The 14,825-nt window shown below is 63.8% G+C and carries 11 protein-coding genes; 3 read left to right on the top strand and 8 right to left on the bottom strand.

Annotated features, from left to right (window positions below; genetic code table 11):
• Positions 1–50 precede the first annotated feature (50 nt).
• On the bottom strand, positions 51–1,202 hold the full coding sequence (locus tag BXE_RS02995) for an acyltransferase family protein (RefSeq protein WP_007179050.1): 1,152 nt from the start codon (positions 1,200–1,202) through the stop codon (positions 51–53).
• Between the two features lie 387 nt (positions 1,203–1,589).
• Here BXE_RS02995 and BXE_RS02990 point away from each other — a divergent pair, with 387 nt between their 5' ends.
• Both BXE_RS02990 and BXE_RS02985 read left to right on the top strand, forming a co-directional pair.
• Positions 1,590–3,083, top strand: a complete 1,494-nt coding sequence (locus tag BXE_RS02990; protein ID WP_011486955.1) for a hypothetical protein — start codon at positions 1,590–1,592, stop codon at positions 3,081–3,083.
• Positions 3,080–4,294, top strand: a complete 1,215-nt coding sequence (locus BXE_RS02985; protein WP_011486954.1) for a glycosyltransferase — start codon at positions 3,080–3,082, stop codon at positions 4,292–4,294. Before BXE_RS02990 ends, BXE_RS02985 begins: the two co-directional genes overlap by 4 nt.
• 140 nt (positions 4,295–4,434) lie before the next feature.
• Here the strand turns inward: BXE_RS02985 and BXE_RS02980 are convergent, their stop codons facing one another.
• Positions 4,435–6,174 (bottom strand): FAD-dependent oxidoreductase, encoded by a 1,740-nt coding sequence (locus BXE_RS02980; RefSeq protein WP_011486953.1) that lies wholly within the window; start codon positions 6,172–6,174, stop codon positions 4,435–4,437.
• Between the two features lie 221 nt (positions 6,175–6,395).
• Entirely contained in the window at positions 6,396–7,016 is a 621-nt protein-coding gene (locus BXE_RS02975) for a DapH/DapD/GlmU-related protein (RefSeq protein ID WP_011486952.1), read from the bottom strand.
• Positions 7,017–7,201: 185 nt separating this feature from the next.
• On the opposite strand from BXE_RS02975, the gene BXE_RS02970 reads away from it, so the two are divergent.
• On the top strand, positions 7,202–7,696 hold the full coding sequence (locus BXE_RS02970) for a hypothetical protein (protein WP_007179055.1): 495 nt from the start codon (positions 7,202–7,204) through the stop codon (positions 7,694–7,696).
• A gap of 31 nt (positions 7,697–7,727) precedes the next feature.
• Here BXE_RS02970 and BXE_RS02965 read toward each other — a convergent pair whose 3' ends face one another.
• From BXE_RS02965 to BXE_RS02945, 5 genes are all read right to left on the bottom strand, one after another.
• Positions 7,728–9,080, bottom strand: coding sequence for a glycosyltransferase WbuB (locus tag BXE_RS02965; protein ID WP_011486951.1), 1,353 nt, complete (start codon positions 9,078–9,080; stop codon positions 7,728–7,730).
• 57 nt (positions 9,081–9,137) lie between these two features.
• Positions 9,138–10,280, bottom strand: a complete 1,143-nt coding sequence (locus BXE_RS02960) for a glycosyltransferase family 4 protein (RefSeq protein ID WP_007179057.1) — start codon at positions 10,278–10,280, stop codon at positions 9,138–9,140.
• 113 nt (positions 10,281–10,393) lie between these two features.
• A complete protein-coding gene (locus BXE_RS02955; protein ID WP_007179058.1) occupies positions 10,394–11,353 on the bottom strand; it encodes a GDP-L-fucose synthase family protein in 960 nt (319 codons plus the stop codon).
• Between the two features lie 6 nt (positions 11,354–11,359).
• Positions 11,360–12,478, bottom strand: coding sequence for a GDP-mannose 4,6-dehydratase (gmd, locus tag BXE_RS02950; protein ID WP_007179059.1), 1,119 nt, complete (start codon positions 12,476–12,478; stop codon positions 11,360–11,362).
• An 84-nt stretch (positions 12,479–12,562) separates the two neighbouring features.
• Entirely contained in the window at positions 12,563–14,797 is a 2,235-nt protein-coding gene (locus tag BXE_RS02945) for a polysaccharide biosynthesis tyrosine autokinase (protein WP_011486949.1), read from the bottom strand.
• Between the last annotated feature and the right edge of the window lie 28 nt (positions 14,798–14,825).

Here is a 14,825-nt window from a genome sequence, read left to right as displayed (position 1 = left end):
GCAGGCGGGCGCGCGAGTTCCTTGCGCGCCACCGGCGCATCCTCCTGCATTCAGGACAACTGGCCACCGGCAGCCACGGGCACTTCCTCGCGCACCGAACTGCTGCGCTTTTCCGGGAACAGCGCGTTGCGCATCAGCAGGAACGGGTATTCGATCGCACGCGTGGTCACGTAGCCGATCGTAATCGCAATCGCAAATTGCGCCGTGAGCGCGACAACCCAGATAAGGCTCGGCGCGAGGCCCATCGCGGTCGCTTTGCGGATCAGCATGTCGCCGGGCGCGAGCGCGAGCGAATGCCACAAGTAAATACCGTACGAATAGAGGCCGATCCAGGCCACGCCGCGATAGATCCACAAGGTACGCAACGATCCGGAGTACTCCAGCACCAGCACGATCAGCGCAGCGAAGCCGATTGCCTGGATCGTATAGCCGATGCTTTCATCCAGCGCGAGATTCTTCGTGGCAAACGCAAGCCACGCGCAGAGCAGAACGACGCTGAAGACCAGCAACCACTTGCGCCTCGCCAACTGATGGTAGACACCGGGCTTCATCCAGTAGATCGCGGAAAGAATCACGCCGACCAGCAAACTGTCGATACGGTATTGCGTGTACGCGAATGCCGCCTCGAGATTGCCGCCCGCGACGGCGAAACAGCGCGCGGTGAGCACCACGGCGCAGATCCCCGTGAGCACGCCCACAATCGTCCACGCGCCGAGACGCCAGCGCGCGAACAGAAGCAGAAGCGCGGGCAGCACCAGATAAAAGTGTTCTTCAACCGCAAGACTCCAGGTCTGCGTAATCGACGTACCCAGATAATTCTGCAGGTGAGTCAGGTTCTGGATCAGGAAGGTATTCCACGGGTGCCGGCCGGCCAGAACATGAAAGATGATCAGCACGTAATACGCGGGCCAGATACGGAAAATCCGCCGGATGATAAAACGGCGCGCATCCACATGGCCCGTTTCGGCGTACTGCCGAAGCAGCAGCCCGCCCACCAGAAAACCACTGAGCGTAAAGAACAGATTCACGCCTTCGCGGCCGAAGTTCTTCAGCGGGTACTCAATAATCTGGATGAGGTAATTGCCGGTATGAACAGCATGAAAGTGAAAACCCATCACCATGATGATGGCAATGCCGCGCACGAAGTCCAGTTCGACCGCCCGCCCGGCTGTTGCGGGTCCCGCCCCGCCGAATAATTTCATGTTGTTCTCCCCTATCGACCCGAGTCGGCGCGTCAGCGCATTACCCGCGTCCTATGCAAATGCTGTCGACCAGAGTCGCGCGTTGCGCATTGCTCCGGTCTCATGCAAGCTGGTTGCAGTCTCTCTCTCGCAGGGCACGGCCCTTTTTGCATATTCGGTGTCGGCAAGCGTGCGTGCGCGCCAACTTCAAGGCATTGGCCGACAACATGCGCAAGTTTGCGCGCGTCTTGCAGAGCATGCGCTTTCCACTGCCGCCAGAACCCAGGCAATGTTCGACGAATGCGGCCCAGCCAACTAACGGGCGTGGAGATTCCTTCAAAATAACCCGATGCGAGACCGTCCGCTAAAGACCGACGGCGGACCGAACGCGACGGGGAGGAATCGGTAATGCGTCATCAGTATGCAACGCCCTGGATATGGATTTTCCTGATACCGCTTGCGTTCGACTATAAGGCGACCGACGCGAATACAGGTCACTTCGCGCAGTTCATCTTCGTCCTTCCGGCGATCGCCGCGGGGATTGCCCTGCTTCTCATCGCACCGCGTTTTCACGAGCGTTCGCGGCTACGCTCGGCCGTCACGTGGAGCATGATGCTGTGCGTGTTCGGCAGCATCGTCGCGCAACTGGTTCAGGACAACGATTCCGGCAACTATCTGCGGGTGCTGCTGCCGTTCATCCTCTTCATGCTCGGCTATCTCGTGGCGTGCCGCCCGTGGAGCGAGTTTCGCATCGCCCAGTTCGAAAAAGCCCTGTTCATTGCCAACGTCATCAGCCTCGTGTTCACGATGGTCTACGGCCTCGCGACCGGCGGCGATCTCGAGGACGTGCGTTTCCGCATCCTCTCCGTGACGCTGCTGGGTTTGCAAGGCGTGTTGCTGCATGAATTCGTCGTGGCGAAGCGTTTTTCCTTTTTTACCGTGGGCGTGTTCGCGCTCAGTATCCTGATCGAATTGCTGAGCGTCACCCGCAGCGTGCTGGTCGGCACCGTGCTGCTGTTCCTGATCGCCGTGGCGCTCAGCGCGCCGTCGATCCAGCATATCTGGCGCGCCATGAGCCGCAGCATCATCATCGGTGCCGTGCTCGCCGGCATCGCGGGCGTCGCCGCCTTGAGTTTTCCGACCGTCGCCGAGCACTGGACGCAGCGCATTTTCGCTTCCGAGGAAACGCGCTCCGGCAAGGATCCGACCACCATCACGCGTCTCGCGGAAATGCGCGACCAGTACGATCAGGTGACGGCGGACCCGGCGGCGTTATGGTTCGGCGAAGGCTACGGCCATTACTATCGCTACTCGCCGGTCTATCTGCCGGATCTCGCCGGCCAGATCAGCGAGAAAGACTTCTATGCGATCAATGAATGGGCCGCGGGACACAACTTCTGGGTCTATCAGTTCTTCGCGGGCGGCCTGCTGTTCGGCCTCGCCATGCCGCTGGTCACGCTCGCGGCGCTGGCGATCTGCTTCTTCTCGTATCGATACTGGCGCTCGGTCGTGCCGGACGCGCCGATGCTGCCGGTGCTGGGGCGCGCCATCATGCTGTTTGCCGCTTTACCGGCCACCTCGATCGGCGGCAATCCGCTCGGGCCGCGTTTTTCCGGCCTGATATTCGGCGTCGCGCTCGGCTTGATGATCGCCACGCACGCGCGTTTGCAGCGCGCACTGCCGGCGCGCGCGAGACGCTTGCGCCGCCCGCCATACGTGCGCCCGGACGCGATGCCCGAATTGCCGGGCAGGGTCCAGCCGGGCATGGGCCGCGCCGACCTGCCGTCCACGCTCGGCATGTCGCGCACGGCGCACACCGCGCGCGACTCCGGCCAGTTCGGCGCCCTCGTTCCGCACACGCCGCCCAGGCACCGCTCCAACCGACCCGATATCGTCCGATGAAAATTCTCCACCTGCTTGCAAGCGTCGACCCACGCGCCGGCGGTCCGGTTGAAGGCGTTCGCCGCAGTGGCGCGGCCATGCAGCAAGCCGGACACGAAATCGAAGTGGCCACCTGCGACGCGCCCAGCGAGGCCTACCTTGCGGCTTACCCGTTTCCGGTCCACGCATTCGGCCCGACCCGGGGCCGCTACAGCTTCAGCGAGCGCCTCGCGCTCTGGCTTGCCGCCAACGCGAAACGCTTCGACGCGGTGATCGTGCACGGCTTGTGGCAATACCACGGCTTCGCGGCATGGAAAGCACTGCACGGCAGCGACGTGCCGTACTACGTGTACGTGCACGGCATGCTGGACCCGTGGTTCAAGGAGGCTTATCCGCTCAAGCATCTGAAGAAGTGGCTGTACTGGCCGTGGGCCGAATATCGGGTATTGCGCGACGCGCGCGCCGTCATCTTCACGACCGAAGAAGAGCGCACGCGAGCACGCCAGTCGTTCTGGCTGTACAAGGCGCATGAACGCATCGTGCCGTTCGGCACGAGCGTGCCGCAACGCGAAGGCGCACCGCTGCGCGAAGCGTTCCTGCACGCCATACCGAGCTTGCGCGGCAAGCGCATCGTGCTGTTTCTCGGCCGTGTGCACGCCAAGAAAGGCTGCGATCTGCTGATCGATGCGTTCGCACGCATTGCCAGCCGCGATCAGACGTTGCACCTCGTGATCGCCGGTCCGGACGAAACCGGCTGGGGCGCCACGCTGCGCACCCGGGCGCAGGCGGCCGGCGTCGCGCATCGCGTGAGTCTGCCGGGCATGCTGCAGGGCGAGCTGAAGTGGGGCGCGTTTCATGCGAGCGACGTGTTCATTCTGCCGTCGCATCAGGAGAATTTCGGCGTGGCGGTGGCCGAGGCGCTCGGCTGCGGTCTGCCGGCGCTGATTTCCGACAAGGTCAACGTGTGGCGCGAGATCGAAGCCGACGGCGCGGGGATGGTGGCCGCGGATACCGTCGACGGGACGGAAAAGAATCTCATACGCTGGCTCGAACTGGACGACACGGCTCGCGACGCAATGCGCGCGCAGGCGGCCCGCACGTTCAATGCGCGCTTCCGGGTCGAGACGATGGTGAGTTCATTGACCGCGCTGCTGGAATCGAAGGGTAGCCACGAAGAAGTGCGCGAAACCACGCTCACCACGCTGCGCGAAGCGACCCAGCAAAGCCGCTGACGCGCGGGGGAGGCCGATCACGCGCTCAGCACACGGCGCGAAAGCGCAGCAGGCTCACGACGGGCTCGCGGCTCTGCCACTCACCAAAGCGAAGCCGACGCACTCCACGTGCGCCCGCTTCGGCCGTCTTCATTGCGCGTTCACTGTTCCTTCATCAACGGCGTCAGGGTCGAGGCGGCGATCGGCAACGTGTCGACCTGAGGCGGCGCCTGAAGCGACATGGCGGCGCTGTTCGCGGCGTCGCCCCGTGTAATGCCGACGAGTTCCGGCAAATCGAGCTGCCGTTTCAGATGACCGGCGAGGCGCAGCGCCAGCGCGGCAATCGTGATGGTCGGGAAGTTGGCGCCGACAGTCGGAAACACCGAACTGCCGCCAATGTACAGGTTGCTGATCCCGTGCACCTTGCAATCGCGATCGACCACGCCCTCGCGCGGCGAGTCGTGCATGCGCGTGGTGCCCATGTGGTGCCACGTGCCTTCCAGTTTCGCCGGCCACGTCCGGCCTTCGAGCGACTCGTCGAGCGTGACGTCCGCGACGTTCGCCATCTGCAATTCCTGCGCGAGCAACTGGAACGTCTTGTCGAAAGTGCGCTGCACCTGTTCGCCGAGGCGCCACTCCACCCGCACGCGCGGCATGCCGAAGTGGTCGCGCCTGTCCGCCGACAATGTGACGCGGCTATCCGGATTGGGCACCGCTTCGACGATAGCCTGCAGCGTCACGTCGGTAATCAGCGCGGGCCATTGCAACAGCCGGGTCAAACCAAAACCGACGGTGTGCAGCGGGTGCGCAATCATGGTCTCGATGTCGCGCTTCAGGCTGCGACCCGGCTGGTCCTTGCCCATCAGCGCTTCCTTGAGGCGGATCAACGCCTCGGAACCCGCGCTGCCTTCGCCATACCATTTCGAATAGAGCCAGACGCGTGAATTGAGCAGCTTCTCGCGCTCCATCCATTCCTGTTTCGGCGCGAACTGTGACGAGATCTTCGTGCCGTGCGCCGACACCGCCGCATTCTGGTAGTGATACTTGATGTCGTACAGCTTGTTGCGCGCAATGCCCGGACGGAAGCGCACCTTGCCCGACATCATGCGCGGATGATCCATGAAATAGCGGCCGACCAGGTCGTTGGCATTGCCGAGGCCGGCGGCCTGCACGTTGTTCGACGCGAGCAGCAGGCGCGCGTTTTCGATGCCGCCCGTGGCCAGCACGAAAATCCTCGCGGTCATCGTGAGCCGGCGGCCGCTGATCGTGCCGATCTTCACCCTGGAAATTGCCGTGCCCTGTGCGTCGGCGTCGATATTGAGCACGTTCGCATGGAGAAACACACGCACCCGCGTGGAGCGCGAGAGTTCCTCGCGATACGCCTTGCCGAAGCGCACCGGCGGGCTGAACTGCGCAACGGTATCGCGCATATCGCCGGTGGCGAGCGGCAGGCGGCGCACGTCCTGGCGACCGATCTCGCGCTCCCAGTATGCGGGGTCGAAATTCTGCGGGCCGAGCTTCAGCAGTTCGTGCGTGCGCGCATAGTAGGGCGCCAGTTCATCGAGCCCGAACGGCCAGCCGCTGTGCGCGATCCAGTCGCGCTTTTCGAAGTCCCAGGGATCGAGCGGGCGGCACCAGCCGCCCCAGCAGTTGCTGCTGCCGCCGAAATACCGGCTGCGCGAGCCGTCCGCAAACGTGTAGGGAAGCCCGATGTTCTCGCCGCGATACAGATCGCGGGTCGCGTCGTCGGGTCCAAAGCCACCGCTTTCGAGCACGCAGGCATCGATACCGGCCCGCGACATTTCGAGCGCAAGCGTAATTCCCGCGACGCCTGCGCCGATGATGCAGACCGTCGTTTCAATGACCGTGTTTTGTTCAACAGTACGCGTATCGATGAACATCCCCTACTCCCATCTTCTTCACGCATTTCCTGAGCGCGTCACGGTTCGCCAGTCGGAGCTGGCAACCGGGCCACGCAAACGTCGCAACCGGACCCTGCCTTGCCACCGCTACCGGGAGCCGCCCGCCAGATCGCGCGACAATCCCCTTGCGGCAGCCCACATTCCGGCAATACGACCTCGGCCTCCCCAGCGTACGAACGCTGTGGTTCTATGTCTGTGGTTCAGGTCACGGAGTCGAACCGTTTCCTGATAAAACGGCAAGGATTTCCGCCGTACACGCCCTCGGCTTCCAGCGAACGATGCACGACCGACAACGGCGTCACGACCGCCGAGCGGCCAATCGTCACGCCCATTTGCACTACGCACTTCGAAGTAATCCAGACGCCGTCCTCGATGACGATCGGCGCAACGTGCAGATCCATCGTGGTGCTCATATCGTGGGAGCCGGCGGTGAGAAACGTGCCTTGAGAAATGCACACATTCGAGCCGATGCGGATCAACGTCTGGTTATAGATCCAGACATCCACACCGAACCAGCAGTTGTCGCCCACTTCCAGATTCCACGGCGCCTTCACGCGCACCGGATGCACGAAGCGGCAGCCTGTGCCGATCTTCGCGCCGAACAGGCGCAACAACGCAACGCGCACGGATGAAAGCGGCAGCAGCTTGTTGTTGATCACGCAGGCCTCGAGCACGAACCAGATGAGCTCGACCAGCGCGCCGCGCCTTGCCTGATAGTTTCCTTTCCCGGCCTGCCGCAGATTAATCACGCGGCCGTCTTTACGCGCGTCTCCGGCTTGCGGCAGGCGCCCGATCTGCGGATCGTCGGCAACGTTACCCATCAGCTTTCTCCGAACCACGAACAGTGGTAAACATACGCAGGCCTGCCAGGCAAACTCATTACATTATGTTGCGGCGCCTTGCGGGACTTTGCACTGTGGCCGTGCCGGCAAGCGTTTTGGCGGCTACACGCGTACTGGTTGGCGCACGATAGCTTTATCCCGACAGCATCTCCCTGGGGAACAAGATGACCACCTCGCTTCGACACACCGCTAGCTGGATGTTTTTCGCGATCGCATCGTGCGCGTTGCCGGCGTTCGCGCAAAACGCCGCGCCCAATCCCGCGGCGGCCGCACCCGCCGCGACGGCCGCCAACGACTATGGCGTCAATGCCCAGCTTCCCGCCAACCGGCGCACCGCGCATCGCAACAGCGAGCAGGCGCTGCTCGGCGCTCCCAACCCATACGGCACGGACAACGCGCAGGACAATACCGACGACGCCCAGCGCACCGCGCTGCTCGATACGCAACGCATGACGGTGCTGGGCGGCGGCCAGGGCGCACAACCCGCGCTCGGCAAAGGCCAGCGCAAAGCGCCGGCCGCGGCCAACGGCCAGGTGCGCGTGGCCGGCCAGCCAGGCCGTCCGAACCCCGCTAACGCGCTGACGCCCGAAGCCGCGGCGACCACCACGTACGCCGATCCCTATGCGAGCAAGCGCGGCGTCTATCGCTCTCCGTGGTGATATCAGCTTCATGATCAGGCCGCGTGCCGGATCAATCCGGCGCGGCTTCCTCCGCCGTGGCCGGTTTGCGTCGCCGCCGGCCCGCGGCTCCTGAAGGCCGCGGACCGAAAGAAGGTGGCGCGCCTTTCGCACGTTTCGCATCTTCCGCATCTTCTAGCCCCGACTCACGCAACAGCACCGCGAGCCGCTCCTCGAAGGTGCGAATCGTCGACTCCGGCGAGAGCGCGCGCTCCGCGTAATTGCGTGCCGCCTTGCCGAGCGCCGTGCGCCGTTCCGCGTCGCCCGCCAGCACCGTGATCGCCGCCGCCAGCGCTTTCACGTTGTCCGGCGGCACGACCACGCCGCGCGGCGCCACGGCTTCGTAGAGTGCCGTGCCACGGCGCGCCATCGCGATGGTTGCGCGGCCGCTCGCGAACATGCCGGTGAGCTTGGACGGCATGACGAGATCCGCCGCGTCGCCGCGTTGCGGGAGCACGTGAATATCGGCGAGATTGAGCAGTTCGTTCAGACGTTCCACCGGTTGCAGCGGCATGAACACGCAATTCGTCAAACCGGAGCAGCGTTCGAGCAGATTCTCTCTTGCGGCGCCGCTGCCGCAGAACACGAAGGTGAGGTCAGGACGCGCGGCGAGCGCGACCGCCGCGTCGGCGAGTGTTTCAATGCCCTGCTTCGCGCCCATGTTGCCGGAGTACAGCACCACTTTCTGCTCCGCGGGAATGCCGAGGAGACGGCGGAATTCGCTCGGCCGTGCAAGCGGGAAAATAGTCGACACATCGACCCAGTTCGGCAGGCAGACCACCTTCGATGCATCGACACCCTTGGTCGTCGCGCGCGCGCTCATCTGCCGCGTAATCGACGACACCGCATCGAAGCGCTTCAGCAACGCGCTTTCGATCCAGCGCGCCGTGCGGGCCGCGCGCGAGCTTTTCAGCAGACCCAGATCGAAGGCCGCATCGACCTCGTAGTCCTGAATATGCAGCCATGCGCTCGCGCGTGTGATACGCGCGAGCATCAGCGAAGCCGGCGCGCACATCAGGGTCGGTGCGATCAGCATCACCGCGTGCGGACGCCACAGCGCCTGCCATGCGAGCAGCGGCAGCGAGGTTGCCGCGAAAGTGGCCAGATGCAGCATGCGCTTCAGGCCGCTCGGGCGCGACGGCACCCACAGCGGCGCGCGCCAGACCGCCACGCCGTCGCGTGTCTCGTGCTGATACCGCCACGACGCGTAGCCCTCTGAAACGCGCCACTCGGGGTAATACGGCGGCGCGCACACCACGCGCACTTCATGCCCGCGGTCAGCCAGCAGCACGGCCATTTCCGCCGTGTACTTGCCCACTCCCGTCAGTTCAGGCGCATAGTTGATGCCGTAGATCAGTATCTTCATCGTGACTGCCAGAACGGGTTAGGGCTTCGTGCGCGCAACGCGGTGGTGCGAAGCGACTCAGTCGCTCAACATCAACGCACAGCCGCGAGCGATATTGGCAGCCGCGGAAGGCGGGTCGAAACGGCGAATCACATCCATGCACCGGCGCGCGGTGCCGCCCGCATCGGCGAATGCTTCCATTGCCTTGAGCATGGTGCGCTGCAGCCCGGCGACATCGCCCGCTGTAAACGCATAGCCGCTCACCCCGTCGATCACCAGTTCCGGCACGCAGCCGCAGCTCTCGCTGACCACCGCCGGGCAACCGTGGGCGAGCGCTTCGTTGACCACTAGTCCCCACGGTTCGCTGTAGCTCGGCAGCACCATGCAGGTTGCGCCGTAATACTCCTGCGTCAGCGGCTCGTCCTGCAGACTGCCGACGAACGTCACCGCGTCGCCGAGTTCGAGCTCGGCCACCTTCGCATGCAACGCGTCGGCCATCGGGCCGGTGCCGACAATGCGCAGCTTCGCCGCCGGAATCCGCCGCCGCAATCCGGCGAGCGCCTCGATCAGCGTGCCAATGCCTTTCTCTTCGGACAGACGTCCCACGAACAGAAACACCGGCGGATTACCCGCGCGAGCGGCAACCCGCTCGACCAGCGCACGTTCCGGCGAAAACGATCCCGGCAGCGCGGCCGCCTGGCACGGCACGAAAATCTTGTCGCGCTTCGCGCCGAGCGACAACAGATACTCGCGGCTGCGCTCGCCGAAACCGAAATAGCCGTCGCACAGCGAGAAAAACACGCGCTTGGGAATCGACGTCAGCAGCTTCTTGGGCCGGTCGCGCGCGGTCGAGTCGCAGAACACCGCGCGCCGTTTGCCGGTCACGATGCAGGCCGCGAGCATCGCCCAGTATTCCGGCCGGTGATAGCCGGGCAGAACGATCAGATCTGACTTGGTGCGCAAGACTTCCCACGTGAGCCGCGCGATCAGCTTCATGGTCGGCACGTCTTCGTAGCAGCCGTCGAAGAGCTTTTGCATCGGATAGCGGTGAAACGAATAATCGACGTCGGAAAAGCCGACGCGGTCGTGCTCCGTATCCGCGATCTGCACCATCGAATAGCGAATCGCTCCGGAAGCCGAAATGTTATGCAAGGCGGAAAACACGACACCCTTGTGGCGCGACCACACCACGTTGTGGAAGATCGTGACTGACGCTGTCATTTTTATGCCACTCCTCGAAAAATCGTCCTGCGTGCATCGCGCGTGGGTGCGCATGCACGGCGTCCCAGCTGGTCCTTGACTGCCAACCCGCGCTGAAGCGGCAATTCGTGCGGCTAAACCTCGACGGCGGCAGCGGGCGTCGAACCGGCGTGTGATTCGACGAAATCCCGGTACGTGGATGCGATACCGTCCTCCAGCGCAATGCTCGCCTGCCAGCCCATTTGCGCGAGCCGCGAGACGTCGAGCAGCTTGCGCGGCGTGCCGTCGGGTTTCGAGGCGTCGAACATGAGCTCACCGTCGAAGCCGGCCACCTTGCAGATGCATTCGGCCAGTTCGCGAATCGACAGGTCCTTGCCCACGCCGACGTTGAAGAGCCCCTCTGTCACGTTGTGTTCGAGCACGAACAGCGTGGCCGCGGCGAGATCGTCGACATGCAGGAACTCGCGGCGCGGCGTGCCCGAACCCCACACCGACAACGTGGCGTCGCCGTTCAGCTTCGCTTCGTGCGCCTTGCGCAGCAGCGCCGGCAACACGTGGCTGCTGTTCAGGTCGTAGTTGTCGTTCGGGCCATACAGATTGGTCGGCATCAGCGCGACGTACTGGGTGTTGTACTCGCGGTTGTAGGCTTCGCACAGCTTGACGCCGGCGATCTTCGCGATCGCGTAGGCGTCGTTGGTCGGTTCGAGCGGCGAGGTCAGCAGATACTCCTCGCGGATCGGCTGCGGACATTGCTTCGGATAAATGCACGAGGAACCGAAGAACACCAGCCGCTCGACCCTGGCACGGTACGCCGCGTGAATCACGTTGGTTTCGATCACCAGATTTTCATAGATGAACTCACCCGGCCGCGTGGCGTTCGCGAGAATGCCGCCCACCCGCGCGGCCGCGAGCAGCACCACGTCGATCCTCTCGCTTTCGAAGAAGCGGTTCACTGCGCCCTGATCCGTCAGGTCGAGCTCCTGGCGCGAACGGGTGATCACGTTCTGATACCCGTCGGCGGCAAGGCGCCTGACGAGCGCGGAGCCGACCATGCCCCGGTGGCCCGCGACGAAAATGCGTGCTTGTTTGTTCATCGCAGGTTACTCGTGATGTTCCAGCGCCGTGAAGCCGGCCAGCGTGACGAGCGCGTCACGTCGGGCAATCTGATAGTCCGCGCGCACCATTTCCTTGACCAGTGAAGCGAACGACGTGGTCGGCTGCCAGCCGAGCTTCGCATGCGCCTTGGACGGATCGCCGAGCAGCGTCTCGACTTCGGCGGGCCGGAAGTAGCGCGGATCGACACGCACGATCACGTCGCCCGGCGACATCTTGATCTCGCGCCCTTCCACTTTCTCGACAATGCCGATTTCATCCACGCCGGTGCCTTCGAAGCGCACGGTGACGCCGAGCTCGGCGGCCGCGTGCTGCACGAACTGGCGCACGCTGTACTGCACGCCGGTGGCGATCACGTAATCCTCCGGCTGCTCCTGCTGGAGCATGCGCCATTGCATCTCCACGTAATCGCGCGCGTGGCCCCAGTCGCGCAAGGCCGACAGATTGCCGAGATACAGGGTCTTCTGCATGCCCACCGCGATACGCGCGACTGCGCGCGTAATCTTGCGCGTCACGAACGTCTCGCCGCGCACCGGCGATTCGTGATTGAACAGAATCCCGTTGCACGCATAGAGACCGTAAGCCTCGCGATAATTGACCGTGGTCCAGTACGCGAACAGCTTGGCGACGGCATACGGGCTGCGCGGATAGAACGGCGTGGTCTCCGACTGCGGCACCTGCTGCACGAGGCCGTAAAGCTCCGAGGTGGACGCCTGATAGAAGCGCGTCTTTTCCTGCAGCCCGAGAATCCGGATCGCTTCGAGAATCCGCAACGCGCCGAGGCCGTCGGCGTTCGCGGTGTATTCCGGCTCCTCGAACGACACCGCGACGTGGCTCTGCGCGGCGAGGTTGTAGATCTCGTCGGGCTCGACACGCTGGATCACGCGCAGAATGCTGGTCGAGTCGGTCAGATCCGCGTGATGCAGAAAGAGCCGCTGGTCCGGATCGTGAGGATCGCGGTACAGGTGATCGATCCGGTCTGTATTGAACAGGGATGACCTGCGTTTGATGCCGTGTACGTCGTAATCCTTGGCGAGCAGCAACTCCGCCAGATACGACCCGTCCTGTCCTGTGATGCCGGTGATCAGCGCGACCTTACGTTTCATGGAGCATTCTCCTCGTTAACCTTTGCAAGCCTGATGCCGCAACCTCGTTGAACCTCGTCTGACCATCAGCTATCCGCCGCCATGTCAACCGGCGATGCTGTCGTAGCCGTAGTAACCGCCTTGATAACCCGAGCCGAGGAACGCGCCTTCCTGCGGCACGTCGGTCAGCAGCACGCCCCGCAGCGCCACGCCGCCGTTGCGCAGCCGCTTGGCCGTTTCCATCACCTCGTTGAGCGGATGGCGGCCGTGGCGCACCACCAGCAGCGTCGTGCCCGCGTATTTGCCGATCAGCGTCGAATCGGTCACCGCCAGAACCGGCGGCGTATCGACGATCACGAGGTCGTAGTGCGACTTCAATTCTTCGAGCATCGTTTCGAAGCGCTTGCTCATCAGCAGTTCGGCCGGATGCGAAGGCAGCGTGCCCTTGGCGAGCACATCGAGACCCGGCAGCACGTCGCGCTGGATCATCGCGTTCAGGTCGCCGCCGCTCAGCACGTCGGACAGGCCCGGCTGATGACCGATACCGAAATGCGAGTGCACGTCGCCGCGCCGCATATCACCGTCGATGATCAGCACCCGCTTATTGGCCGACGCCACCAGCGCCGCCAGATTCACCGAGAGGAACGACTTGCCGGAATCGGGCCGCGAGCCGGTGATCATCACCACGTTGTTCTCGGCGTGATCGAGCGAGAGCTGCAGCGAGGTGCGCAGATTGCGCACGCCTTCCACGGCGATGTCTTCCGGCGCCTGCTGCGCCAGCACATGCAGCCCGCGACGGCGCAGCATGACGTTTTCCTGCAGCTTCAGCTGGGTCTGGCTGCGCGGCACCACCGCGAACACCGGCACGCCGAGCATGCCTTCGAGTTCGTCCGGACGTTCCACGCCGCCGTACATGGCGCGCTTGAAGAAGGTCAGCAGAATGCCGAGCACGAGTCCGCCGCCGAGCGCGATCAGGATCGCGATCACGCGCTTCGGACGCACGGGGTCGTCCGGCGCTTCCGCGAAGTCGACCACGCGCACGCTGCCCACCTGCCCCGCCTTCGCCACGCGCAGTTGCTGCGCGCTGTTCAGCAGATTGGTGTACAGCTCGGTGTCGACATGCACGTCGCGCAGCAAGCGCAGTGCGGTCTGCTCCGTATCCGGCATGACCGCCACGCTGCGGTTCATATTGGCCGCCGCGCCTTGCAACGCGGCGATCTGCGCGTCGAGCGCGGCCACCGCCGGGTGATTCGCGGTGAAGCGTTGCGACATCTCCGCGCGCTGCTGCTGCAGATCCATCAGCTTGGTCTTGTTATCGACGATCTGTTGCAGCAGCAAGCGGCTTTCTTCACCGAGGTCGACGGTGCCGTGCGTGTTGCGGAACTTGTTGTAGCGTTGCTCGGCGTCGTCGAGTTCCTTGCGCAAGCCCGGCAGTTGCTGATCGAGAAAGGCCAGCATATGCTCGGCTTCGGTCGAACGGCTCTCGACATCCTGGCGCACGAACTCGCGCGCCATGCTGTTGACGATCGCCGCGGTCAGCGCGCTGTCGCCGCCTTCCAGACTCGCGCGGATCACGCCGGATTGCAGCGTGGTTTCCTGCACCACCAGGGCCTTTTGCAGCCGGTCCACGGTGCTCAGCGTCGACGCGCGCGACAATTCGAAGCGCGAGCCGGCCGGGCCGACCAGCTTGTCGACGTGCAACGTGATCGGTCCGTCGGCGGTATCCGTTTCCACGGTCTCGCCCACTTTGCCCGACAGGATCGCGATACCATTCCTGTCGCGCAACACGTATGAACCGTCATTGCCGGCAATCAGCGTGAAGGTGGTGTCGTACATGTCTTTCGACGTGTCGAACTGCGACACCGTAATGGCCTCGTCACCCCATGCATAGCCGGACAGGTTGATGAACTGCGGCAACCTGAAGCCCCATTGCCCGTTCACCAACCCCGCGATCATTCCGCCAATGACCGGAAAATAACGCGGCGCCGCCGAGATATCGAGGTGCAGCTTCTTGACGGTTTCTTCCGTGACGAGCCGCGACTTCAGCAACTCGATCTCGGCTGCCGTGGAAGGCTTGGTGTCGAACATGCCGGTGAGCGGCGGCAAGGAATCCTTGCCGTTCGCATTGGCATTCGCCGTCTTGTCCTCGACGTGAAACAGAACATCCGCGCGGTAAGTCGGCGGCGCGAGGAAGGCGTACGCGCACCCCAGCGCGAGCGCGATCAGCGTCACCATCGCGATCGTGCGCCAACCCCGCACGATCGTACGCAGATAGTCCGACAGGTGAAGCTCGTCCGGTCCGGACACGTCGGTGTAGCGGTTTTCGAAGTTGATTGCCATTTTCTTCACCCAACAAAGCCCGGCGGTT

The organism is Paraburkholderia xenovorans LB400, from assembly GCF_000013645.1.
Taxonomy (GTDB): domain Bacteria; phylum Pseudomonadota; class Gammaproteobacteria; order Burkholderiales; family Burkholderiaceae; genus Paraburkholderia; species Paraburkholderia xenovorans.
Note: the sequence above shows the minus strand (reverse complement) of the source record. Positions and strands in the feature narration are given on the sequence as shown.

Bases quoted from the DNA above. Each gene is read 5' to 3' on its own strand.
- gmd (WP_007179059.1), bottom strand. From the start codon at position 12,478: ATGAAACGTAAGGTCGCGCTGATCACCGGCATCACAGGACAGGACGGG.
- BXE_RS02990 (WP_011486955.1), top strand. From the start codon at position 1,590: ATGCGTCATCAGTATGCAACGCCCTGGATATGGATTTTCCTGATACCG.
- BXE_RS02965 (WP_011486951.1), bottom strand. From the start codon at position 9,080: ATGAAGATACTGATCTACGGCATCAACTATGCGCCTGAACTGACGGGA.
- BXE_RS02960 (WP_007179057.1), bottom strand. From the start codon at position 10,280: ATGACAGCGTCAGTCACGATCTTCCACAACGTGGTGTGGTCGCGCCAC.
- BXE_RS02955 (WP_007179058.1), bottom strand. From the start codon at position 11,353: ATGAACAAACAAGCACGCATTTTCGTCGCGGGCCACCGGGGCATGGTC.
- BXE_RS02975 (WP_011486952.1), bottom strand. From the start codon at position 7,016: ATGGGTAACGTTGCCGACGATCCGCAGATCGGGCGCCTGCCGCAAGCC.
- BXE_RS02945 (WP_011486949.1), bottom strand. From the start codon at position 14,797: ATGGCAATCAACTTCGAAAACCGCTACACCGACGTGTCCGGACCGGAC.
- BXE_RS02980 (WP_011486953.1), bottom strand. From the start codon at position 6,174: ATGTTCATCGATACGCGTACTGTTGAACAAAACACGGTCATTGAAACG.
- BXE_RS02985 (WP_011486954.1), top strand. From the start codon at position 3,080: ATGAAAATTCTCCACCTGCTTGCAAGCGTCGACCCACGCGCCGGCGGT.
- BXE_RS02970 (WP_007179055.1), top strand. From the start codon at position 7,202: ATGACCACCTCGCTTCGACACACCGCTAGCTGGATGTTTTTCGCGATC.
- BXE_RS02995 (WP_007179050.1), bottom strand. From the start codon at position 1,202: ATGAAATTATTCGGCGGGGCGGGACCCGCAACAGCCGGGCGGGCGGTC.